Raw genomic sequence first — 22,401 nt, forward strand, 5'->3', positions numbered from 1 at the left:
GCGGCGGGTTCCGGCGCTCTTCCAGTGCGGAAGCCTTCGGGCAGGCTATCTGCATCACTACTTCCCGTCCAACCACGCAGCGGTAGCCGCGTTCTTTGCAGGGGGTGGGCGATGAACCGCGCCAAGGCCGTGATGGTGCTGGGCACGACCAGCGGCGCCGGCAAGAGCTGGCTGGCCACGGCCCTGTGCCGCTTCTATGCACGCCAGGGGCTCAAGGTCGCGCCCTTCAAGGCACAGAACATGAGCAACAACGCCCGCGTGGTGCAGGGGCGCGAGGGTCGCGCTGGCGAGATAGGCAGTGCCCAGTACTTCCAGGCCCTGGCGGCGCGCTGCACACCCGAGGTGCGGCACAACCCGGTGCTCCTGAAGCCCGAGGCCGAAACCTCGTCACAGGTCGTGCTGCTCGGAGAGGTGGACGAGGCCCTGAGCCGCATGCCCTGGCGCGAGCGCAGCGAGCATCTGTGGCGCGCGGCGCGGCCGCCCCTGCATGAACTGATGCAGGAGAACGACGTGGTGGTGATCGAAGGCGCCGGCTCGCCGGCCGAGATCAACCTGCATGCGTCGGACTTCGTCAACATGCGCACCGCGCTGGAAGTGAATGCCGCCTGCCTGCTGGTGACGGACATCGACCGTGGCGGCGCCTTCGCCCATCTGTACGGTACCCACCAATTGATGCCTGCCAACGAGCGGGCGCTGCTGCGCGGTTTCGTCTTGAACCGCTTTCGAGGGGACGCCAACCTGCTCGCCCCCGGCCCGGAGCAATTGCAGACATTGACCGGCGTGCCCACACTGGCCGTGCTGCCCATGTGGCGGGGTCACGGCCTGCCCGAGGAAGACGGTTTATTCGATGATCGCAGCAGCGCTGCCGACGGCTTGACCATTGCCGTGGTCGCCTACCCCCGCATCTCCAACCTCGACGAGTTCCAGCCGCTGCGCAATGCGCCGGGCGTGCAACTCATCTGGGCCCGCGAGCCGCGGCAGCTGCAGGGTGCCGACTGGATCATCCTGCCCGGCTCCAAATCGGTGGCGGCCGACCTGGCCTGGCTGCGCGCCCAGAAGCTCGACGCCGTGATCAATGGCCATGCTGCCGCAGGCAAGCCGGTGCTGGGGATCTGCGGCGGCCTGCAGATGCTGGGCGAAGCCTTGCTGGACCCCCATGGCCTGGACGGCAATGCGCCGGGCCTGGGCCTGCTGCCGCTGGTCACGCAATACGAGCGCGAGAAGCTGTTGCGCCCCGCCGAGCTGCGCTTTGCCGCCCAGCTGGCCACCCCCTGGCAGTCTCTGGCCGGGCTTTCGGCCAGGGGCTACGAAATACGGCAGGGCCGCACGCAGCAGCACCCCGACCTGCCGACTGCAATGCCGGCCCTGATGACCCGCGAAGGCGAGACCATAGGCTGGCAGCAAGGCCCGGTGCTGGGCTGCTACGCGCACGGTCTTTTCGAGCAGCCTGCGGTGATGCAGGCCCTGTTCGGCCAGGACTCGCCGGACCTGGACCTGGTGTTCGAAGGCCTGGCCGACTATGTGGCGCAGCATTTCCAATCGGGCAGCCTTATGCGCCTTTTGAGCTAGCGCAAGCTCTTTCGCCTCGGCACCCTTGGCTATGGTAATAATCACCCTACCGCGATGGGGGATCCGATGACCGACATGGTGTTTGCCGACGAGGCGCCCGAGACATCCGCTGGCAGTGCGACCGCAACCAAGGTGCTCGACCCCTGGGTGGTCATGATTGTTGACGATGACCCGGCCGTGCACCAGGTAACCCAGCTGGTCATGTCGGACTTCGAGTTCTCCGGCCGGCGGCTGCAGTTCCTCGACGCCTACAGCGCTGCAGAAGCGCGCGAGCTGCTGGGCACGCGCCAGGACATCGCCCTGATCCTGCTCGACGTGGTGATGGAAACCGAACACGCTGGCCTGGATCTGGCGCGTTACATTCGCGGCGACCTGGACAACCACCATGTGCGCATCGTCCTGCGCACCGGACAGCCGGGCCAGGCGCCGGAAGAGCATGTCATCAAGAGCTATGACATCAATGACTACAAGGAAAAGACCGAGCTGACCAAGCGCAAGCTGATCACGGTCTTCTACACCGCGCTGCGCAGCTACCGCGACATCATGATCATCGAGCAGTCGCGGTTGGCGCTGCGCCGCTCGATAGACGCGATCACCAAGGTCTACGACTCGCACAATCTGCGCCGCTTCGCATCTGCCGTGCTTGAGCAGGTGGCGCATCTGCTGGGTTACGAGGCGCAAGGACTTTGTGCCAGCCGCGTCTCCGCCTATGCAGCCTCGCACATGGAAGGCCACCTGAAGGTGCTGGCTGCCACGGCCGAGTATTCACGGCTGCTGGTCGACGAGGAACTCAACACCCTGCCCGAGGACGTGCGTGAAGCGTTGGAGCGGGCACTGCGGGAGCAGCAAAGCTTCTTCGAGCCCCACCGCTGCGTCGGCTACTACCGCAGCAGCAGCGGCAATGAAAGCCTGCTGTACATGGTGTTCTCCGAGCCTGTGGATGCCAGTGCACGAGAGTTGCTGGAGATCTTCTGCGCCAACGTGGCCATCACCTACGAAAGCCTGCTGCTGCGCGAGGAGATCCAGGAAACGCAACGCTCCACCGTCTACATCATTGGCGAGGCGGTCGAGAAGCGCAGCAAGGAAACCGGTGCGCATGTGCGTCGCGTGGGCGAGCTCTCGGCCTTGCTGGCCGAGGCCGCAGGCCTGCGCAGCAATGACGTGGAGTTCGTGCGCCAGGCCGCGCCCTTGCACGACGTCGGCAAGATTGGCATTCCCGACCGGGTGCTGAACAAGCCCGCCAAGCTCGATGCCGAGGAATGGGAAGTGATGAAGACCCATGCGCGCATCGGCTACGAGCTGCTGAACAAGTCAGACAAGCGCATCCTGCAGCTGGGCGCCATCATCGCGCATGAACACCACGAGCGCTGGGACGGCGGCGGCTATCCGCGCGCACTTGCTGGCGAGCAGATCCACATCGCCGGCCGCATCGTTGCATTGGCCGACGTGCTGGATGCGCTGGTGAGTCGCCGCTGCTACAAGGATCCCTGGCAGTTCGAAACCGCCCTCAGCTATGTGCGAGAGCAGGCCGGCCTGCAGTTCGACCCGAACCTGGTGCGATTGCTGTTCGAGCGCATGGATGCCGTGAAGAGCATCTACGAGCGCTTCCCGGACCTGGAGGCCTGATCAGGCAGCTGCGGTCAGCCTCAGGTATTTCTGCATCAGCATTTCGCGGCTCTCCACATGGGCCGGGTTCACCGGTATGCAGGCCACGGGGCACAGCTGCACGCATTGCGGCTCATCGAAATGGCCCACGCATTCGGTGCACTTGCTGTGTTCGATCTGGTAAAACTCCTCGCCCATCGAGATGGCCTCGTTCGGGCATTCCGGCTCGCAGACATCGCAGTTGATGCACTCGTCGGTAATCATCAAGGCCATGGCTTACTCCGCGCGGCCCTTGCTGATCCGCTCAGCAAGCCGCTCGCGCACCGACGGTGACACGAACTGCGAGACATCACCACCCAGAGTGGCAATCTCGCGCACAAAAGTGCCCGAGATGAACTGGAACTGGTCGGACGGCGTCAGAAACACGGTCTCCACCTCGGGCATCAGCTTGCGGTTCATGCCCGCCATCTGGAATTCATATTCGAAGTCGCTGACCGCGCGCAGGCCCCGCACAACGACCTTGCCGTCATGCTGGACGACAAAGTCGCGCAAGAGGCCGCGAAAGGGGATCACTTCGACATTGGGGTACCTGGAGGCCAGTTCGGTGGCGATTTCCAGGCGCTCCTCGATGGAGAACATCGTGCGCTTGTGATGGCCGGCGGCCACGGCAATGATCAGCCGCTCGAACAAGCGGCTGGCCCGGCGCATCAAGTCCTCATGACCGAGGGTCATGGGATCGAAGGTGCCGGGATAGACGGCGGTGAGAACGGTCACTGAGGTCATGGGCAGGATTATCCGTTGCGGCGGAAAAGCGCGTAATGCACGGCGCCGGCCCGACCATTGCGATAAGGGTCGAGGCCCAGATCGGCCGCTGGCGCCACGACCTCGGGCGACTCGACATAAAGGAACCCGCCCGGCACCAGCAGGGCAGCCGCGGCCTTGATGGCCGGCTCAAACAGGCCGGCGTCAAAGGGCGGATCCAGCATCACCAGCTCAAAGCGGCCCGGCGCCGAACGCGCCATCCAGGTGATGGCATCGGCCGGCTCCACGCGCAGATTGGCGGCCTTCAGCCGCACCTTGCTGGCCTGCAGGCTGCGCACCAGCTCGCCGTCACGCTCAAGCAGCAACACTTCAGAAGCACCGCGCGATGCGGCCTCGAAGCCAAGCGCGCCGCTGCCAGCAAACGCATCAAGCACGCGCCAGCCGTCAAGGTCCTGGCCCAGCCAGTTGAACAGGGTCTCGCGCACGCGGTCGGGCGTCGGACGCAGCCCGGGCCTGTCGGCCACCGGCAACTTGGAGCGCTTCCATTGCCCACCAACGATGCGAACCTCGCGCGGCGCACCTGCCGGAGCCAGCTGACGCTTCTTGAAAGGCTTCGCCTCGGGGTCGGGCCTCATTGGCGAACCGCGATGCCGCGTGCTGCCATCAGGGCCTTGGCCTCGCCTACCGTGTGTTGGCCATAGTGAAAGATGCTGGCGGCGAGCACCGCATCGGCGCCGCCTTGCTGAATGCCGTCGGCCAGATCGTCCAGCGAACCCACGCCACCCGAGGCGATCACGGGCACGCTCACGGCATCGCTGACCGCACGGGTCAGCGCGAGATCGAACCCGCTGCGCGTGCCATCGCGGTCCATGCTGGTGAGCAGGATTTCACCAGCGCCGTACTCGGTCATCTGGCGCGCCCATTGCACCGCGTCCAGGCCCACATTCTTGCGGCCACCGTGGGTGTAGACATCCCAGCCCGAGCCTCTCGGGTCATCGTGAGCCCTGCGCTTGGCGTCAATCGCCACGACGATGCATTGCGCGCCGTATTTGTCTGACGCCTCGCGGATCAGCTCGGGGCGGGCAACCGCCGCAGAGTTGAAACTCACCTTGTCTGCACCTGCGTTGAGCAAGCGCCGCACATCGGCCACCTCGCGCACGCCGCCGCCCACGGTCAAGGGGATGAAGACCTGTGAAGCCACGTCTTCGATGATGTGCAGGATCAGGTCACGGCCGTCGCTGGTGGCGGTGATGTCGAGGAAGGTCAGCTCGTCTGCGCCCTGCTCGTTGTAGCGGGCAGCGATCTCGACCGGGTCGCCGGCATCGCGCAACTCGAGGAAGTTGACGCCCTTGACCACACGGCCACCGGTGACGTCCATGCAGGGAATGATGCGCTTGGCCAGCATCAGTCTTGCGCTTCCAGCTCGTCGGCGCGCGCCTGGCCGGCGGTGAAATCGAGGTCGCCGGTGTAGATCGAGCGGCCGCAGATCACGCCTTCGACGCCTTCGTGCTCGACAGCGCAAAGTGCTTCGATGTCCTTGATGTTGGAAAGACCGCCAGAGGCGATCACCGGGATGCTCAAGGCCTGTGCCAGCTTGACCGTGGCTTCAATGTTGATGCCGGTCAGCATGCCGTCTCGGCCGATGTCGGTGTAGATCACGCCCTCGATGCCGTAGTCCTCGAACTTCTTGGCCAGATCGATCACTTCATGCCCGGTCAGCTTGCTCCAGCCATCGGTGGCGACCTTGCCGTCCTTGGCATCCAGGCCCACGATGATGTGGCCGCCGAAGGCCGAGCAGGCGTCCTTCAGGAAGCCCGGGCTCTTGACGGCCGCGGTGCCGATGATGATGTAGGAAATGCCGTCGTCCAGGTAGCGCTCGATAGTGTCGAGATCGCGGATGCCGCCGCCCAGTTGCACCGGAATTTCGTCGCCAACTTCGCGCAGGATGGCCTTGATCGCGCCCTCGTTGATCGGCTTGCCGGCAAAGGCGCCGTTCAGGTCCACCAGATGCAGGCGCCGCGCGCCGGCGTCGACCCATCGTCGGGCCATGGCAGCGGGGTCCTCGCCAAAGGTGGTGGACACATTCATGTCACCTTGTTGCAGACGCACGCAGCGTCCATCCTTGAGGTCAATCGCGGGTATCAGCAGCATGGCCGAAGTACGGTTAGGTGAGTTGGGGAAACGAGAAGCGGGAGGCGTGGAAAAGCGCGGTTAGAACGAGTGAGGTTTTCTCGTCAGGGCTTCCAAAGCAGGAAGTTACGGTAGAGGGCAAGCCCCAGCGCAGCACTTTTCTCGGGATGGAATTGGGTGGCAAAAATATTATCTCGGGCCACCGCGCAGGTAAAGCGCGCGCCGTAATCGGTCTCGCCGGCGCTGTGGCTCGCATCCGACGGCTCGGCGTAATAGCTGTGGACGAAGTAGTACCAGCTCTGGTCGGGCACGCCAGCCCAGACTGGGTGCGCGCCGCGCTGGTGCACGCGGTTCCAGCCCATCTGCGGCACCTTGAAGCGGCTGCCATCCTCCTGCAGCCGGCCTTCGAGCTGGAAACGCTTGACCCGGCCCGGAATCAGGCCGAGGCCCGGCGTGTCCTGCTCTTCGCTGTGATCCAGCAGCATCTGCATGCCGACACAGACGCCCATCAGCGGTTTGCGCGCTGCAGCATCCAGTACGGCTTCCTTGAGGCCTGAGTCGGCCAGCTCGCGCATGCAATCGCGCATGGCGCCCTGCCCGGGCAAGACGATGCGCTCTGCGGCAAGGACCTCTTCGGGCTTGGAGGTGATGACGACATCCAGCCCGGTATCAGCCGCCACATGCAGCACCGCCTGCGACACTGAGCGCAGATTGCCCATGCCGTAGTCGACCACGGCAACTGTGCGGACGTGAGCCCCTCGCCGAACGAGTACGTTCGTCGATCCCCCGAGGGGATGCGGGCCGGCTTGGGGCGGCCCGGCGCTCGGCCCACTACCACTTGAACTCACAAGCTGCCTTTCGTCGACGGGATCACGCCTGCCGATCGCGGGTCCAGCGTCATCGCCATCCGCAGCGCGCGGCCGAAGGCCTTGAAGATGGTTTCGCACTGGTGATGGGCGTTGTGGCCCTTCAGGTTGTCGATGTGCAGGCTCACCAGCGCGTGATTGCTGAAGCCCTGGAAGAACTCGAAAGCCAGTTGCGTGTCGAAGGCGCCAATCGCGCCTGAGGTGAACTTCACGTCCATCTCCAGGCCAGGTCGGCCGGAAAAATCGATCACCACGCGCGACAGCGCCTCGTCCAGCGGCACATAGCTGTGGCCGTAGCGGGTCAGACCCTTCTTGTCGCCCACCGCCTGCGCCACGGCCAGGCCCAGGGTGATGCCCACGTCTTCCACCGTGTGGTGGCCGTCGATGTGCAGGTCGCCCTTGGCCTCGATCTCCAGATCGATCAGCCCGTGGCGGGCGATCTGGTCCAGCATGTGGTCGAAGAAACCGATGCCGGTGTTCAGCTTGGCTTCACCGCTGCCATCCAGGTTCACGCGCACGCGGATCTGGGTTTCCTTGGTATTGCGCGAGACTTCGGCGATGCGATCAGTGCTCATGTCGGAAGACTTTCGGTGAATGCGGTCAGCAGGACCATGTTTTCTTCAGGCGTGCCCACGGTCAGGCGCAGGCAGTTGTGCAGGAGTGGATGCAGGGCCGAGACATTCTTGACCAACACACCCCGGCGCTTGATGCCATCGAACATCGCGGCGGCATCGGGCACGCGGACAAGCACCATATTGCCCTGACTGGGGAAGGCCTGCACCTCCTCGATTTCGTCCAGGTCGGCAATCAGCTGGTCGCGCTCGGCGCGCAGCACTTGCGCCTGCCGGGCATACACATCGGCATGCTCGAGCGCGAACAGACCGGCTTCGGCATTGAGCACGCCGATATTGAAGGGCGGGCGCAGCTTGTCGATCTCGCCGATCAGCTCCGCACGGCCGATCAGATAGCCGATGCGCACGCCGGCCAGACCGAACTTGCTCATCGTGCGCATCACCAGCACATTCGAGTGGCGGCGCAGCAAGTCCATCGAGTCGCGCTCGGCAAAGGGCTGGTAGGCCTCGTCCATCACCACCAGGCCCGGCGCCGCCGCGACGATGCGCTCGATGACCTCGGCATCCCAGAGGTTGGCGGTCGGGTTGTTCGGATAGGACAGATAGATCAGCGCCGGCTGGTGCTCGGCAATCGCGGCCAGCATGGCCGGCTCGTCCAGCTCGAAGTCGGGCCGCAGGTCCACGCCGACAAACTTCAGCCCCTGATAGCGGGCCGAGATCTCGTACATCACGAAGCCCGGCAGCGGCGCCATCACGCAGGCACCGGGCTTGCTGATGGCCATGGAGAGCATGGTGATCAGCTCGTCGGAGCCATTGCCCAGCGTGATCGCGCAGCCCGCCGGCATGCCTGCGGCCTTGGCCAGTGCGGCGGCCAGCTCGACGGTGCGCTCGGCCGGATAGCGGTTGATCGCCACGTGGCCCAGGCGCTGGCCCAGCGCCTGCTGCAGGGCCTCGGGCAGGCGGAAAGGGTTCTCCATCGTGTCCAGCTTGATCAGGCCGGCACTGGGCTGCACCGCGTAGGCCTTGACCGAACGGAGGTCGTCACGGATCACGTCAATGCCCTTTTTCAACTCGTCCATCTCAAGAGTCCAACAAGGCCGGTTCGGCCTGCAAGGGGTTGATGACCTGCACGCTGTCCAGCTGCAGCCCGTGCGCCAGCTCAAGGCTCAGAAGCAACTCGCAAGCCTGGGCCTTGGCCGCTGCCACGATCAGGGCATCGACATAGGCGAGCCCGAAGCGACTCTCGATGGACCAGGCGCTTTCCACCGTTGCATGGTCGATCGCCCAGGGCTGCCAGTGCTGGTAGCGGCGCACCTCGGCCCGAGCGTCGCCATTGGGCATGGCCGGCTCGATGCGCGTGGTGACCCAGCGGTAAAAGTCATTCAAGACCTGGGTGGAAACGCGGCCCGAGCGGCGCTGCCACAGTTCACGCAGCCAAGCGAGCGCACGCTCACGCTGAGCGGCATCGGCGCCATCCTCGCTCAGTATCAAGACCGAGGTATCGACGAAGACCAGCCTGGCGCTCACAGGCCCTGCCCCCGAGTCGGATAGGGCTGGCCGTCGGACGCCCAGCTGCGCTCGCGATGCAACCAGTCCTGCAGGGCTCGCTCGTAGGCGTCGTCGTGGCGCATCTTGTCCGCCAGCAGCTCACCCAGCAGGCGCGAGACGCTGGTATTGCGTCGCGCGGCCTCCAGCCGGGCCCAGTCGGCCACGCTGTCGTCCATGCTGACGGTCACGTTTTTCATGGCCGCCAATTTAACACGAAGTTCGTGTTGCACGAATTTCGTGTCACTAATCCCACCCAAACAGGGCATTCGGGCTTTACCTCGGGCCGGGCACGGACGCACACTCAGCGCCAGGGAGTCCGGCCGACCGCCACCCAGACACGCGGCTGCCGCCCACGCTGGGGAGCCGTCATGGCCAAGAACACCGCCCCTTCGCGCAGCGCCACGCTGCGGACACGGATCGTCCTGCTTGCCCTTGTCTCGCTGACCGCAGCCACCGCGCTGCTGGCCCAATCGCTGTGGAGCTATTCCAAGCTCCGCGCCCATGCCGAGCAGGCCTTTGTGGCCAAGGACGTGGTGGCCGACATCCTGCCGCCACCGATGTACCTGATCGAGCTGAGGCTGACCTTGTCGGCGGCGGTCGAGGGCACGCTGAGCCCCGATGCCGCGGCCGCCACGATTGATCGGCTGGCCAGCGAGTACCAGGCCCGCGTGGCCTACTGGCAGCAGAACCCGCCATTCGGACTCGAGAAGCAGTTGCTGGGCGCACAGCATGAACAGGCCGAGGCACTGCTGAAGGCGGCGCGCAGCCAGGTGATGGAGCCGCTCAGGCGCGGCGATGCCGTGGCGGCGCGCGAGGGTTTGAAGTCAGCCCACGCCATTTACGAGAAGCACCGCACGGCCGTGGACGCCACGGTGCAGGCAGGCAATGCTTTTGCGGAATCCGCCATGGCCAGCTTCGATGCCACGCGGCGCAGCGGCCTGTGGGTGATGCCACTTGTGGCTGTCTTGCTGGCCGTCGTGCTCGTGATCAGCTGCCTGTGGTTGTTGCGCAGCCTGCGCAAGCCGCTATCGGAAGCGATGCTGGCCACGCGGGCGGTCGCCGAAGGTGACTTGCGCAGCCATGAAGACGGTGCCGCGCATAGCAAGGACGAAATCGGCCAACTGCAAAACGAGCTCGACCGCATGGTGATCGAGCTGCGCCGCGTGATCTCCGAGGTGCGCGAAGGCAGCTCGATGATTGCCGGCGCCTCGGCCGAGATCGCTGCCGGCAACGGCGATCTTTCCAGCCGTACCGAGCATCAGGCGGCCCGGCTCCAGCAGGCCGCGCAGGCGATGACCGCGATGGCCGAGACCGTCGGCCTCAGCGCCGACAACACCCGCGAGGCCGACCATCTGGCCCGCGACGCTTCGCAGGTGGCGGTGCGCGGCGGCGAGGCCGTCGGCCAGGTCGTGGCCACGATGGACGAGATCAATGGCAGCTCGCGCAAGATCGCCGACATCATCGGCGTGATCGACGGCATCGCCTTCCAGACCAATATCCTCGCGCTCAACGCGGCAGTGGAAGCAGCGCGCGCCGGCGAGCAGGGCCGTGGCTTTGCGGTCGTGGCTGCCGAGGTGCGCTCCCTGGCCCAGCGCAGCGCCTCCGCGGCACGCGAGATCAGGCAACTGATACTGGACAGCGTCAACAAGGTCGAGGCCGGCGCCCGCTCGGTGGCCGAGGCGCGCTCGACCATCGCCGAGGTGGTGCAGCAGGTGCAGAAGGTCAGCGAGCTGATGGGCCAGACCGATGCTTCGATCCGCGCACAGAGCACAGCGGTCAGCAGCATGGGCCAGACGCTCAGCGAGATCGACGAAGGCACGCAGCAGAATGCCGCCCTGGTGGAGCAGACTGCCGCCGCCGCCGAAAGCCTGCGTCAGCAGGCGGCGCGGGTGGATGCGGCGCTGGGTGCCTTCCGCCTGGCCTGAAGTCTCAGGCCGGCTGGTACGGCTGGTAGGGACCAGGGCAGCAGCGGCAGCGCATGGCTCAGCCCTTCTCGGGGCGCAGGCGCATTTCGGCGGCGCGCGCGTGGCCTTGCAAACCCTCGCCATAGGCCAGCTCGGCCGCAATGGGCCCCAGCTTCTGCGCCCCGGCTTCGCTGACCTCGATCAGGCTGGAGCGCTTCTGGAAATCGTAGACACCCAGCGGCGACGAGAAACGCGCCGTGCCCGAGGTGGGCAGCACGTGGTTGGGGCCGGCGCAGTAGTCGCCAAGCGACTCACTCGTGTAGGCACCGAGGAAGATGGCACCGGCATGGCGCAAGAGCGGCTCCCAGCGCTGGGGATCACTGCTGCTCACTTCCAGATGCTCGGGCGCGATGCGGTTGCTGATCTCACAGGCCTCTTCCATCGAGCGTGTGAGGATCAGGGCGCCACGGCCTTCCAGCGAAGCCTTGATCACATCCTTGCGCGGCATCTCGGGCAAGAGTTTCTCGATGGAGGCGCGCACCTTGGCGATGTAGTCGGCATCGGGGCTCAGCAAGATGCTCTGCGCCATCTCGTCATGCTCGGCCTGGCTGAACAGGTCCATCGCCACCCAGTCCGGGTCGGTTGTGCCGTCAGCGAGCACCAGGATTTCGCTGGGGCCGGCAATCATGTCGATGCCCACCTGGCCGAATACATGCTTCTTGGCGCTGGCCACATAGGCATTGCCCGGGCCGGTGATCTTGTCGACCTTGGGCACCGTCGCCGTGCCGTAGGCCAGGGCGGCAACAGCCTGTGCGCCACCGACGGTGAAAGCGCGGCTGACGCCGGCCACATAGGCGGCAGCCAGCACCAGCGGATTCTTTTCCCCACCCGGCGTGGGCACGACCATGATGATCTCGGGCACACCCGCCACATGGGCCGGAATCGCATTCATCAAGACGCTGCTCGGATACGCCGCCTTGCCGCCCGGCACATAGATGCCCACACGGTCCAGCGGCGTCACCTTCTGGCCCAGCAGCGTGCCGTCTTCGTCGCGATAGCTCCAGCTGCGGCCACAGGCATCGAGCTGACGCTCGTGATAGCTGCGAACACGCGCAGCCGCGGCCTGCAATGCATCGCGTTGCGCGGGTGTGATCTGCTCGAAGGCAGCCTTCAATTCTTCACGGGTGAGCTCCAAGGCAGCGACGCTCCCGGCATCGAGCCGGTCGAAACGAGCCGTGTACTCCAGCACCGCAGCATCGCCACGCGCCTTCACATCAGCCAGGATGTCGGCCACGCGGCTCTCGATGGCGCCATCGGTCTCGGCCGACCAGTGCAGCACACGCTGGAACTCGGCCTCGAAGTCGGGAGCGGTGGTGCTGAGCTGGCGCAAATTCATTTCGGGGATGCAGAAGCGAAGGCGTCGATCAAGCGGCGCAGGGGCTCGCGCTTGAGCTTCAGGGCGGCCTGGTTGACCACCAGGCGCGAGGAGATGTCCATGATCCGTTCGACCTCGACCAGGCGGTTCGCCTTCAAGGTGCTGCCGGTCGAAACCAGGTCGACGATGGCGTCAGCGAGGCCTGTCAACGGCGCCAGCTCCATCGAGCCATAGAGCTTGATCAGGTCCACGTGCACGCCCTTGTCCGCAAAGTGGTCGCGGGCAATCGAGGTGTACTTGGTAGCCACGCGAAGACGCGAGCCCTGCTTCACTGCAGCGGCGTAGTCGAAGTCGTCGCGCACCGCCACGCTCATGCGGCAGCGGGCGATGTTCAGGTCCAGTGGCTGGTAGAGACCTTCGCCGTCATGCTCCAGCAGCACGTCGCGGCCCGCCACGCCAAGGTCGGCGCCCCCGTACTGCACATAGGTCGGCACGTCGCTCGCACGCACCAGCACCACGCGCACCTCGGGCTGGTTGGTGGTGAGGATGAGCTTGCGCGAGGTTTCGGGATCTTCCAGCACCTCGATGCCGGCCGCGCGCAAGAGCGGCAGCGTCTCTTCGAAGATGCGGCCCTTGGAGAGCGCCAGCGTGATCGTCATGTCGCGTCCTGCGGTGCGGCTGCGTATTCGGTCGGTGTCAAGGTCTTCATCGACAGCGCATGGATCTGCTCGCGCATGCGGTCACCGAGCGCCTGGTAGACGCGCTGATGCCGCTTCACGCGGTTCAGGCCCTCGAACTCGCTTGAGACGATGGTGGCAAAAAAGTGGCGTCCATCGCCCTCGACCTGCAGCGTTTCGCATTGCAGGCCTGCGGCGATGAAAGACTGGACTTCTACGGGAGTGGGATCGGCCATGATGGCCGTCATTCTATGGGGACCGGGATTTCCCGAGGTTCAGCCGCGGATCTTGTAGCCCCGGCGCAGCAGCTCCAGCGCAATGCCCGACACCACCACCAAGCCGGCCGCCACGATGGAGAGGCTCAGCCACGGCGAGACGTCGCTGACGCCGAAGAAGCCATGCCGGAAGCCGTCGATCATGTAGAAGAACGGGTTCAGATGGCTGACCGCCTGCCAGACGGCCGGCAGCGAATGCACCGAATAGAACACGCCAGACAAGAACGTCATCGGCATGATGATGAAGTTCTGGAAGGCCGCCATCTGGTCGAACTTCTCCGCCCACAGCCCTGCGATCAAGCCGAGCGCGCCCATCATGCCGGCGCCCAGTGCGGCGAAAACAATGATCCACAGAGGTGCGGCCAGGCCCGGCCAGGCAAACCAGCAGGTCACCAGGAAAACACCCGTGCCCACGGCCAGTCCGCGCACGATGGAGGCGCCGACATAGGCCAGGAACCAGGCCCAGTGCGAAAGCGGTGTGACCAGCAGGAACACCAGGTTGCCGGTGATCTTGCTCTGGATCAGGCTGGAGGAGGAGTTGGCAAAAGCGTTCTGCAGGACGCTCATCATCACCAGGCCCGGGATCAGGAAGCTGGTGTAGCCGACCGTGCCGTAGACCTTCACATGGTTCTCGAGCACATGGCCGAAGATCAGCAGATACAAGACTGCCGTCAGCACAGGGGCAGCCACGGTCTGGAAGCTGACCTTCCAGAAGCGAAGAACTTCCTTGTAGAACAGCGTGCGGGCGCCGGCCAATTGAATCGCGCTCATTGGGCAGCTCCGTTCATGATTTCAAGGAACACGTCTTCCAGGTCGGCGCGGCCGATTTCCAGGTCTTCCACCGGCACTTGCGCGGCGCGCAAGCTGGCGAGGATGGTTTCGACCTCGGCAGCGTCATGAGCCTTGATCTGGGCGATGCGGCCCGTCACGCGGGCCTTCTCAGCCAGCGTGGCCGGCAGCGCCTTGTCAGTCTTGAAGCGCAGCATCGTCGAGGCGGTGCCCGACAGCAGGCTGCTGGTCGTGTCCAGAGCCACGATGCGGCCGAGCTTCAGCATGGCGATGCGCTGGCACAAGGCCTCGGCTTCTTCCAGGTAGTGCGTGGTCAGGAGGACCGTGTGGCCTTCCCGGTTCAGCCTGGCAATGAACTGCCAGAGCGTTTGACGAAGTTCAACATCGACACCGGCCGTGGGCTCGTCCAAGACGATCACCGGCGGGCGGTGCACCAGGGCTTGCGCCACCAGCACCCGGCGCTTCATGCCACCGGAGAGTTGCCGCATATTGGACTTGGCCTTGTCGGCCAGGCCCAGGTTCTCAAGCAGCTCGGTGATCCAGGCGCCGTTGTTGCGAACGCCGAAGTAGCCACTCTGGATTTCGAGTGCCTCGCGCACGCTGAAGAAGGGGTCGAATACCAGCTCCTGCGGCACGATGCCCAGGGCCTTGCGGGCGGCAGCGTAGTCGTCCACCACGTCGTGACCCATCACCTTGATGGCGCCGCCGCTGGCCTTGGACAGGCCGGCGAGGATGCTGATCAGGCTGGTCTTGCCGGCGCCGTTGGGGCCGAGCAGGCCGAAGAATTCACCCGGCTGGATATCGAAGGAGACACCGTCGAGGGCGGGTACCCGCCCTCCCTTGTAGGTCTTGCTGACGTTCTGGAAGGAGATGGCAGGCTGCATGGGCGACGATTGTAGGAAGCTGGCTCCAATTGCGCTGGATGGGGCCATTCCTTGCCTTCCCGGTGCCAGAATGCCCGCCAGGAGTCTTTGCGAGTCTTTGACCATGGCCACAAAAAAGCCGCGCCGCACTGCGGAGCGCATCCTCGAAGTCACGCTGGACCTGTTCAACCGCTTCGGTGAACCCAATGTCTCGACGACCCTGATCTCGGCCGAGCTGGGCATCAGCCCGGGCAATCTCTACTACCACTACCCGGCCAAGGACGAGCTGATCAACTCGCTGTTCGGCCGCTACGAGCAGCAGCTCGCCGAGCTGCTGGCCGCGGCCGACGGTGTGCGCAATGTCGAGGACGCCTGGTTGTTCTTCCACATGCTGTTCGAGCTGATCTGGAAGCAGCGCTTTCTCTATCGCGACCTGAACGACCTCCTGAGCAAGAACCGCCGGCTGGAAACACATTTCCAGACCGTGCTGGAAAACAAGGCCCTGGCGATGCGCCAGATCCTGGCCGGCCTGCAGCAGGGCGGCGCCTTGAAGATGGACCCGCGCGAGGCTGCGCCTGTCGCTTCATCCATGGTCGTCCTGTTGAGCTACTGGCTCAGCTTCGAGTATGTTCGGGATCCGCGCCATGCTCTGGAGCCCGAAAGGGCCGGGGCAGCCTTGATGCGCGGAGCTTTCCATGTGCTGAGCCTGTTGCTGCCCTATCTGGAAGGCGCATCACGCGAGCATCTGTTTTCGCTGGCTGAATCGTATAAACAATCGTGACGAGCAAGGAGTGCTGAGCATGGCCAAGTGGACCGCTTTTCCCTATGACAACGATGCGTTTCAGTACGACGCTGCCTCGCTGAAGAAGAACTGGGCCCGCCTGCATGCCGGCGACGCCGAGCCCTTCCCCAAAGACGCCGACGTGGTCCAGGCCTGGATCCATTTCCATGCGGGTGAGTTCCAGGCGGCCTATGAAGCGGGCCTTGCGGCCGGCGGCGCCGGCATCACCGTGGCCAACAAGGCCCAGGCCATCTATGCCAACTATCTCGAGAAGAAGGAGAAAGTGAAGCTCGAGATGTTCCTGGAAGTGGCCGAGCGCGCCGAGGCCCAGCAGGCCGAGGAACCGAAGAACGCCAATGCCTACTACTGGCAGGCCTATGCCATCGGCCGCTACGGCCAGGGCATCAGCGTGGCCAAGGCGCTGGCGCAAGGCCTCGGGGGCAAGGTCAAGGGCTCGCTGGAAAAGACCATCGCGCTGGCGCCCAAGCATGCCGATGCGCATATCGCACTGGGCGCCTTCCATGCGGAAGTGATCGACAAGGTCGGCAAGCTGCTCGGCAAGACGCAGGGTGCCGACACCGCCACCGGCCTCAAGATGTTCGAGCAGGCCCGCAAGCTCAACCCGAGCAGCGCGATCGCGATGATCGAGCAGGCGAACGGCCTGGTGATGCTGGAGGGCGACAAGCGGATGAAGCAGGCCGAGGCGCTTTACACCGACGCCGCCGCCTGCGAGCCGATGGACGCAATGGAATGCCTCGACGTGGAGCTGGCCCGGGAAGAACTCGAGGAATAAGTCACACTTTGAGGGGCGAACTCGGGTCATTGCCCCCCTCAGTCACGGTTGGAAATACGCCCCAAACGGGCTTAAGCTTCTTTTCCACAAGGTCAGCATGCTGCAGGAAAAAGCATGCGACCCAGCGTCCGCAGTCACACCCGATTTGATTCGATCAAGCGAAAGGTTTCACCATGAAGCGCAATCTGTTCATCGCCCTGGCCGCCGTGGGCGCCGTGTCCCTGGCCCAAGCCGGTACCGCCCCCAGCGCCGAAATCGCCGCCCTGAAGGGTGAATGCGCCGCCCAGTACAGCGCCGCCTACAACAAGGGCACGCCCGCTGCCTCGAATGAATACCAGTTCGTCTACTCGAACGGCAAGTACAAGGGTGAAGCCCAGCCCGGCAAGATGCTGGCCTGCACCGAGCAGCAATACGCGGCTTACCTGGACAAGGCCGACCCGGTCCGCGTGATGGGTGCCTATCCGACCGCCGCTGGCCGCCCGACCGTCAAGAAGGCCGACGCCAAGCCTGCCAAGTAAGCTTTGCTGCTTCGCAAGCAAAGAGCCGACCCGAGGGTCGGCTTTTTTGCGTCTGCCTGATCGAGCCGAGCGAGCCGAGCGAGCTGAGCGGGCTCAGGCCGCCTCGTCGCCCCAGGGCAGCATCAGCGACAGCCACAGTAGCTTCTCGAACTCGGGCGCGAACTTGTCGATGATGGCTTCAGGGTCCGGGCACAAGGTGCTGTCGGTGATCAGGCCGAACTGCACGCGGCCGGCATAGGTCAGGATGCTGACGCCCATGCCGATGTCGCCCGACTGCGGCACCCAGAACATCACCCGCTCCACGGTCGAGCCGCAGAACTTCAGTGCCTGCGCCGGGCCGGGCACATTGGTCATCACCGCCGTGGCCTTCTTGGCGAAGATGTTCAGCATCGCGTGCTGCACCGGCTTGATCAGCAGGCCCGCTACCGACAGGAGCCCGAAGGCCATGATGGGCTGGAAGCTGCCCTTCAACTCCTGCATGCGCGTGCGCACCGCATAGAGCCGCTCGACCGGATTGGCAATGCCGATGGGCAGCACCAGTGGCACCAGGCCGAAGCGGTTGCCGAGCTGATAGGCCTTCTCCATCGGCCGCAGATTGACCGGCACCATGGCGCGGATTTCCTGGCCGTCCGGATCGTCGCCCTTGTCGCGCAGATAGGCACCAATGGCGCCGGCCACGCAGCTCAAAAGCACATCGTTGATCGAGGCGTTGAGCGCCTTGCCGACGACCTTCACCTGCTCCAGCGGCAGGCCTTCGTCCCAGGCCACGCGCTTGCTCGTGCCGGGCTTGCCCTTGAGCCGCGTGGGCGAATCGTCTGGCATCAAGGCAAACGCCGCCACGTCGCTGATCGCCTGGTAGCCCATGCGCGCCATCTCGACCGAGCTGTCCAGCGGATGCGGCGGGTTGATCACCTTCTCTATCGACTTGCCGGCACCCGCGCCGGCCAGGCCTATGGCCTTGACCGTCATGTCGGAGAGCGGCTTCAGGAGCGTGTCGGTCAGCCAGTCCTGGTCGTCTCGCGGCTGCTGCTGGCGCTTGGGTGGCGCCTTGCCGCCGTCGGTGATGGTCAGCATCACCGAGATCAGGGCGATGCCGTCGGCAATGCAGTGGTGGATGCGGGCGATCAGCATGCTGTCGCCGCTTTCCTCATCGTTGATCAGCTGGAATTGCCAGAGCGGGTAGCGCGGGTCCAGAGGCCGCGCGGCCAGCTCGCCGACGCGCTCGCGCAGCGCGTCCTTGCGGCTCTGGCCCCGCAGGGGCAGGAGCACCTCTTCGACCACATGACGAGAGATATCGAAGTCGTCGTCTTCGACCCATTGCGCACCCAGCGTGTCTTCGACCACCTTCTGGCGAAAGCGCCCGTACTGCAAGAGCCTTTGCTCGACTCTGTCGCGCAGCGCTTCGAGGCTGATGGCCGGGCGGATGGTCCAGACCCCGACGATCATCATCAGGTTGGACTCGGTGTCCATGCGCAGCCAGGCCGTGTCGACCTTTGACATCCGTTCAATCGCTGGGGCCAAGACTGTCTCCTGATCTTTGGTGCTTGATCTGCGGTTCTAGAGTCGCTTCACCAGACGATGCTGGTTAACATCGCTGCCGTCCATCCCGATTGTCACCAGTCCACGTATTGCAGGAGACGAGATGAGCCTCAAAGACCAATTCGACGCCGCTGTTGCAGCATCCAAGCAACTGCCCGAGCGCCCCGACAACATGACCTTGCTGAAGATCTATGCGCTCTTCAAGCAGGCCAGCGAAGGCGATTGCGAAGGCAAGCGCCCCGGCTTCACCGACATGGTGGGCCGCGCCAAGTTCGATGCCTGGGACGGCCTCAAGGGCACCAGCAAGGATGAGGCGATGCAGCAGTACATCGACCTGATCGAAGAACTCAAATAAGCCGGCCGCAGGCCGACACAGGAACCCGCCTCAGGCGGGTTTCTTTTTTGGGCTCGACTTGCCCGCGCTGGCCAGCAGCTTGTCCAGCTCCTTCTGGACCTCGCCTTCGATGGTCGACTTGAAGGCGCCGAGCAGAAAGCCCAGCTTGGCCGTCAGCTCGAAGTGGTCGGGCGCGACGATCAACTCGCCCTTGACGCCGGAGCGCGTGAATTCGACGGTGTCGCTGGTCTCGCCTTCCAGCACCGTGCATTCCATGTCGAATTTCTCCTCGACCTGCTCGGCCCAGGCCCAGGCGATTTCGCGAGCCTTGGCCAGGCCCAGGCTGTGGTCACGGTGAATGTGGATGTCGGCCATGTCTTGTCTCCTTGTCCGGGGCTATTGTGGGGCCGCCAGCGCCGCCCGGCGCTCGGGCCTGGGCAGGGCCGCGAGGCGCTTGACCTCGGCGTGGAAGCGCGGCCAATCGTCGCCCAGGCGATGGAACAGGGCCTCGAAGGCCGGCACCAGTTCGTCATAGGCCGACATCAAGGCAAAGCTCGCGTTGTTGGCCTCGGCGAACCAGCGGTCATAGCGGGCGTCGCCAGCCCATTGTTCGAGCTTCATCCGCTGGTAGTCCGCACGCAAGGCGCCAAAGAGGGCCGACTTGCGTTCGGCCTTGTTGGCGGCGGCTCCCGCATAAAGCGCCTGCAGCTGCTCGCGATAGCGCTGGGTCAAGGCGCGGAACTGGCCGCGCTGGACCTGCGTCAAGGCATCGCGCTGCTGCTCCTCGGCACTGGCATGCTTGCGCAGCCATTGCGCGCCGCCCAGGCGCTCGACGGCCGTTGCATAGGCTTCGTTGAAGCCGGTGTCGTCGTTCGAATAGGCCACCTGGTGCGACAGCTCATGGAAGATCATGCGCGCCAGCTCGCCTTCCGGATAGCCGATGAAGGTGTTCAGGAGCGGGTCGCCGCCCAGCATGCGGCTCCAGCCCAGCGTCGAATAGGCCGGCACGCCATAGACCATCACCTCCATGCCTTCGGCCTTCAGCTCCTCGCTCAAGGCCTTGGCATCGGCCTCGTTGAAATAGCCGCGGTAGCCGACGCAACCCATGACGGGGAAGCACCAGGTCTTGAGCTCGAGCGACAAGGCCGGCGTGGCCACCACGTTCCAGACGGCCGCGCGCCGATGCAGGTCGGCATAGCGACGGTAGCTGTTATTGTCGGGCAGCTTCAGCTCGGCAACCGCGAAGTCGCGCATGCGCTGGCTGAGCAGCAAGCGCTCGCGCAGCGTCGGGGTCAGGTCTTGCTGCCGCAGCACCTCTTCCACCGGCTTGGCCGCACCCACCAGGCGCAGGTGGCCGCCCAGGGACTGGCTCAGATAGCCGAGCTGGCCACAGCCGCCGAGCAGCGGCAGGCTGAAAAGCAGCAGCCAGAACCTCACGCCGGCGCCACCTCGACCAGGCAGTCGTAGAAGCTCGGCGCCCGGCCCAGGTCGGTCAGGCGCTGGTGCGTCACTTCGTTCACATTGCTGCCCGCAGCACCTAGCTTGCGCCACCAGACGCCCAATCCATTGACCACGCCAGGCCGCGCCCGCGAGCTGATGCTGGCCTTGCAGAGATAGCTGCCGCGGTCATTGAAGGCTCGCACCATGCTGCCGTCCGCAATGCCACGCGAGGCCGCGTCCGACGCGTGGATCTCAAGGATGGGCTCACCCTCGATATCCCGCAGGCTCTTCACATTGACGAAGCTCGAGTTCAGAAAGTTGCGCGCCGGGGGCGAGATCATGGCCAGCGGATAGCGTGCGGCCAACTCGGGTGTCGAGGCGCGGCTTTCGTAGTTGGGCACGAAGTCCGCTCCGCCAGCCAGTGCCTTGCCGCTGGGCGTGCGGAAACCGCCGTTGGCAAAGGGCGCATCAGCCAGGGGCAGGTCTTGCCATCCCTGCTCGCGCAAGGCCTCGAAATCGATCTCGGAAGTGAACGCCTGGCGAGCGAGCTGCTCGTCGGTCTCGGCAAAACAGGCGTCGTCGAACCCCATCCGGGCGGCCAACAGCCGGAAGAACTCGGTGTTCGGCCTGGCCTCACCGACCGGCTCGATCGCCACCTCATTGATCAGCACCGAGGTGTGGCCATAGCTGGCATGCACGTCCAGATGCTCCAGTTGCGTGGTGGCCGGCAAAACGTAATCGGCCAGGTCGGCCGTGTCGGTCATGAAATGCTCCAACACCACGGTGAAAAGGTCCTCTCGCTGGAAGCCTTTCACCACCTTGGGCGACTCGGGCGCCACCGCCACGGGGTTGCTGTTGTAGACGATCACGGCCTCGATCTTGGGGCCGAACTCGGCCGAGCTCTCGCGCAGCAGGTCGTCGCCAATGGTCGACATATTGATCGTGCGCGGCGTGCGGCCGGCCAGCAGCTCGGGCTTCTCCAGGCCATCGACATTCTTGAACGGCGCCACCCAGCCCGAGGCCGTGAGCAGCATGCCGCCGGCCCGGTGATGCCAGGCGCCGGTCAGACAAGGCAGGAGGGCGATCAGCCGCACCGCATTGCCGCCACCGCGCACGCGCTGCATGCCGTAGTTCAGGCGGATGGCCGCGGGGCTGGTCGTCCCGTAGTCGCGGGCCAGACCGCGCACTTCTTCCGGGCTGATGCCACAGACCTCCGCCACCCGCTCCGGTGGCCATTGCAGGGCACGCTCGCGCAGCTCGTCCCAGCCGTCGACGTAGTTGTCTATGTAGTCCTGGTCCAGCCAGCCGTTCCTGATCAGCTCATGCATCAGGCCGAGGGCCAGCGCACCGTCGCTGCCGGGCAGGAGGGCGATGTGTTGATGGCATTTGTCCGCCGTCTCCGTCTTGCGAGGGTCGATGCAGATGAGCTTTGCGCCGTTGCGCTTGGCCTGGTTGGCGTAGGTCCAGAAATGCAGATTGGAGGCGATCGAGTTGCTGCCCCAGATCAGGATGAGCCTGGACTCCGCATAGAAGCGCAGGTGCATGCCCAGGCGGTGGCCGTAAGTGGCGTTCATCGCGGCGCCACCGGCCGAGGCACAGATGGTGCGGTCCAGGCGCGAGGCGCCCAGCTTGTTGAAGAAGCGGGCTGCCATGCCCTCGCCCTGGACCATGCCCATGGTGCCGGCATAGCTGTAGGGCAGGATGGCTTCGGGGTCGCGGGCGGCGATGGGCTTGAGCCGTGCGGCGATGTCGCTCATCGCCTCGTCCCAGCTCACCGGCTCGAAGCGCGGCGCCTCGTCCTTGCGGCTGACTCGCCTCATCGGGCGCAGGAGCCGCTCCGGGTGGTAGGTGCGCTCCGGGTAGCGCGACACCTTGGTGCAAAGCGCCCCATGGGTGCTGGCATGGTCGGCGGCGCCCTGGACCTTGATGGCCCGGCCGTTCTCGACGGTGATTTTCAGCGCGCAGGTGTCGGGGCAGTCATGCGGGCAGGCGCCCTTGACGATACGGATGGCGGGGCTCTCGGCTTGCATGGGACGAACTATTGCATACCGAAGGAAGTCA

General features: G+C 65.0%; 26 protein-coding genes. 7 read left to right on the forward strand and 19 right to left on the reverse strand.

The features are described 5' to 3' along the window. Window positions 1-111: 111 nt before the first annotated feature. On the forward strand, window positions 112-1,569 hold the full coding sequence (locus V3596_RS17520; protein WP_334279090.1) for a cobyric acid synthase: 1,458 nt from the start codon (window positions 112-114) through the stop codon (window positions 1,567-1,569). A gap of 66 nt (window positions 1,570-1,635) precedes the next feature. Next, a complete protein-coding gene (locus tag V3596_RS17525) occupies window positions 1,636-3,195 on the forward strand; it encodes a DUF3369 domain-containing protein (protein ID WP_334279091.1) in 1,560 nt (519 codons plus the stop codon). Here V3596_RS17525 and V3596_RS17530 read toward each other — a convergent pair whose 3' ends face one another. The 10 genes from V3596_RS17530 to V3596_RS17575 form a co-directional block, all read right to left on the reverse strand. After that, on the reverse strand, window positions 3,196-3,447 hold the full coding sequence (locus V3596_RS17530) for a YfhL family 4Fe-4S dicluster ferredoxin (RefSeq protein WP_334279092.1): 252 nt from the start codon (window positions 3,445-3,447) through the stop codon (window positions 3,196-3,198). 3 nt (window positions 3,448-3,450) lie between these two features. After that, complete coding sequence (gene coaD, locus V3596_RS17535) at window positions 3,451-3,957, reverse strand: pantetheine-phosphate adenylyltransferase (RefSeq protein WP_334279093.1); 507 nt, start codon at window positions 3,955-3,957, stop codon at window positions 3,451-3,453. Between the two features lie 8 nt (window positions 3,958-3,965). Continuing rightward, a complete protein-coding gene (gene rsmD, locus V3596_RS17540) occupies window positions 3,966-4,571 on the reverse strand; it encodes a 16S rRNA (guanine(966)-N(2))-methyltransferase RsmD (RefSeq protein WP_334279094.1) in 606 nt (201 codons plus the stop codon). Beyond that, window positions 4,568-5,341: an imidazole glycerol phosphate synthase subunit HisF gene (gene hisF, locus V3596_RS17545; RefSeq protein WP_334279095.1), complete on the reverse strand. Its 774-nt coding sequence runs from the start codon at window positions 5,339-5,341 to the stop codon at window positions 4,568-4,570. The genes rsmD and hisF overlap by 4 nt, the downstream gene beginning before the upstream one ends. Further along, complete coding sequence (gene hisA / locus V3596_RS17550) at window positions 5,341-6,087, reverse strand: 1-(5-phosphoribosyl)-5-[(5-phosphoribosylamino)methylideneamino]imidazole-4-carboxamide isomerase (protein WP_334279096.1); 747 nt, start codon at window positions 6,085-6,087, stop codon at window positions 5,341-5,343. The genes hisF and hisA overlap by 1 nt, the downstream gene beginning before the upstream one ends. 83 nt (window positions 6,088-6,170) lie before the next feature. Further along, window positions 6,171-6,800 carry an imidazole glycerol phosphate synthase subunit HisH gene (gene hisH / locus V3596_RS17555; RefSeq protein ID WP_334279097.1) on the reverse strand — a complete coding sequence of 210 codons (630 nt, stop codon included), beginning with the start codon at window positions 6,798-6,800 and terminating at the stop codon, window positions 6,171-6,173. Window positions 6,801-6,910: 110 nt separating this feature from the next. Continuing rightward, window positions 6,911-7,507 carry an imidazoleglycerol-phosphate dehydratase HisB gene (gene hisB / locus V3596_RS17560; RefSeq protein ID WP_334279098.1) on the reverse strand — a complete coding sequence of 199 codons (597 nt, stop codon included), beginning with the start codon at window positions 7,505-7,507 and terminating at the stop codon, window positions 6,911-6,913. Further along, on the reverse strand, window positions 7,504-8,583 hold the full coding sequence (gene hisC, locus V3596_RS17565; protein WP_334279099.1) for a histidinol-phosphate transaminase: 1,080 nt from the start codon (window positions 8,581-8,583) through the stop codon (window positions 7,504-7,506). Before hisC ends, hisB begins: the two co-directional genes overlap by 4 nt. A 1-nt stretch (window position 8,584) precedes the next feature. Next, complete coding sequence (locus V3596_RS17570; RefSeq protein WP_334279100.1) at window positions 8,585-9,031, reverse strand: PIN domain-containing protein; 447 nt, start codon at window positions 9,029-9,031, stop codon at window positions 8,585-8,587. Then, window positions 9,028-9,249, reverse strand: coding sequence for a CopG family transcriptional regulator (locus V3596_RS17575; protein ID WP_334279101.1), 222 nt, complete (start codon window positions 9,247-9,249; stop codon window positions 9,028-9,030). The genes V3596_RS17570 and V3596_RS17575 overlap by 4 nt, the downstream gene beginning before the upstream one ends. 171 nt (window positions 9,250-9,420) lie before the next feature. Here V3596_RS17575 and V3596_RS17580 point away from each other — a divergent pair, with 171 nt between their 5' ends. Further along, the gene (locus V3596_RS17580) at window positions 9,421-10,977 is read left to right on the forward strand and encodes a methyl-accepting chemotaxis protein (RefSeq protein WP_334279102.1); all 1,557 of its coding nucleotides are present in this window, start codon (window positions 9,421-9,423) and stop codon (window positions 10,975-10,977) included. A 58-nt stretch (window positions 10,978-11,035) separates the two neighbouring features. Here V3596_RS17580 and hisD read toward each other — a convergent pair whose 3' ends face one another. Genes hisD through V3596_RS17605 form a run of 5 tightly spaced genes read right to left on the reverse strand, consistent with a single transcriptional unit; the run spans window position 11,036 to window position 14,956 of the window. Beyond that, on the reverse strand, window positions 11,036-12,352 hold the full coding sequence (hisD, locus tag V3596_RS17585; protein WP_334279103.1) for a histidinol dehydrogenase: 1,317 nt from the start codon (window positions 12,350-12,352) through the stop codon (window positions 11,036-11,038). After that, on the reverse strand, window positions 12,349-12,990 hold the full coding sequence (hisG, locus tag V3596_RS17590) for an ATP phosphoribosyltransferase (RefSeq protein ID WP_334279104.1): 642 nt from the start codon (window positions 12,988-12,990) through the stop codon (window positions 12,349-12,351). Before hisG ends, hisD begins: the two co-directional genes overlap by 4 nt. Next, window positions 12,987-13,244: a BolA family protein gene (locus V3596_RS17595; protein WP_334279105.1), complete on the reverse strand. Its 258-nt coding sequence runs from the start codon at window positions 13,242-13,244 to the stop codon at window positions 12,987-12,989. The genes hisG and V3596_RS17595 overlap by 4 nt, the downstream gene beginning before the upstream one ends. 39 nt (window positions 13,245-13,283) lie before the next feature. Beyond that, a complete protein-coding gene (locus V3596_RS17600; protein WP_334279106.1) occupies window positions 13,284-14,054 on the reverse strand; it encodes an ABC transporter permease in 771 nt (256 codons plus the stop codon). Continuing rightward, complete coding sequence (locus tag V3596_RS17605; RefSeq protein ID WP_334279107.1) at window positions 14,051-14,956, reverse strand: ABC transporter ATP-binding protein; 906 nt, start codon at window positions 14,954-14,956, stop codon at window positions 14,051-14,053. Before V3596_RS17605 ends, V3596_RS17600 begins: the two co-directional genes overlap by 4 nt. A gap of 103 nt (window positions 14,957-15,059) precedes the next feature. On the opposite strand from V3596_RS17605, the gene V3596_RS17610 reads away from it, so the two are divergent. From V3596_RS17610 to V3596_RS17620, 3 genes are all read left to right on the forward strand, one after another. Then, a complete protein-coding gene (locus V3596_RS17610; RefSeq protein ID WP_334279108.1) occupies window positions 15,060-15,716 on the forward strand; it encodes a TetR/AcrR family transcriptional regulator in 657 nt (218 codons plus the stop codon). A 19-nt stretch (window positions 15,717-15,735) separates the two neighbouring features. Further along, window positions 15,736-16,509: a tetratricopeptide repeat protein gene (locus V3596_RS17615; protein WP_334279109.1), complete on the forward strand. Its 774-nt coding sequence runs from the start codon at window positions 15,736-15,738 to the stop codon at window positions 16,507-16,509. Between the two features lie 173 nt (window positions 16,510-16,682). Beyond that, window positions 16,683-17,027 (forward strand): hypothetical protein, encoded by a 345-nt coding sequence (locus tag V3596_RS17620; RefSeq protein ID WP_334279110.1) that lies wholly within the window; start codon window positions 16,683-16,685, stop codon window positions 17,025-17,027. A 93-nt stretch (window positions 17,028-17,120) separates the two neighbouring features. Here V3596_RS17620 and V3596_RS17625 read toward each other — a convergent pair whose 3' ends face one another. Beyond that, window positions 17,121-18,527, reverse strand: a complete 1,407-nt coding sequence (locus V3596_RS17625) for a wax ester/triacylglycerol synthase family O-acyltransferase (protein WP_334279111.1) — start codon at window positions 18,525-18,527, stop codon at window positions 17,121-17,123. A gap of 142 nt (window positions 18,528-18,669) precedes the next feature. Here V3596_RS17625 and V3596_RS17630 point away from each other — a divergent pair, with 142 nt between their 5' ends. After that, window positions 18,670-18,921 (forward strand): acyl-CoA-binding protein, encoded by a 252-nt coding sequence (locus V3596_RS17630; protein WP_334279112.1) that lies wholly within the window; start codon window positions 18,670-18,672, stop codon window positions 18,919-18,921. Between the two features lie 30 nt (window positions 18,922-18,951). Here the strand turns inward: V3596_RS17630 and V3596_RS17635 are convergent, their stop codons facing one another. Genes V3596_RS17635 through V3596_RS17645 form a run of 3 tightly spaced genes read right to left on the reverse strand, consistent with a single transcriptional unit; the run spans window position 18,952 to window position 22,370 of the window. Then, window positions 18,952-19,275, reverse strand: a complete 324-nt coding sequence (locus V3596_RS17635; protein ID WP_334279113.1) for a polyhydroxyalkanoic acid system family protein — start codon at window positions 19,273-19,275, stop codon at window positions 18,952-18,954. A gap of 21 nt (window positions 19,276-19,296) precedes the next feature. Next, window positions 19,297-20,337: an aminopeptidase gene (locus V3596_RS17640; RefSeq protein ID WP_334279114.1), complete on the reverse strand. Its 1,041-nt coding sequence runs from the start codon at window positions 20,335-20,337 to the stop codon at window positions 19,297-19,299. After that, on the reverse strand, window positions 20,334-22,370 hold the full coding sequence (locus tag V3596_RS17645; RefSeq protein ID WP_334279115.1) for a molybdopterin-containing oxidoreductase family protein: 2,037 nt from the start codon (window positions 22,368-22,370) through the stop codon (window positions 20,334-20,336). The genes V3596_RS17640 and V3596_RS17645 overlap by 4 nt, the downstream gene beginning before the upstream one ends. Window positions 22,371-22,401 lie beyond the last annotated feature (31 nt).

Origin of the sequence: Roseateles microcysteis, assembly GCF_036880965.1 — a bacterium.
GTDB lineage: Bacteria > Pseudomonadota > Gammaproteobacteria > Burkholderiales > Burkholderiaceae_C > JAUASW01.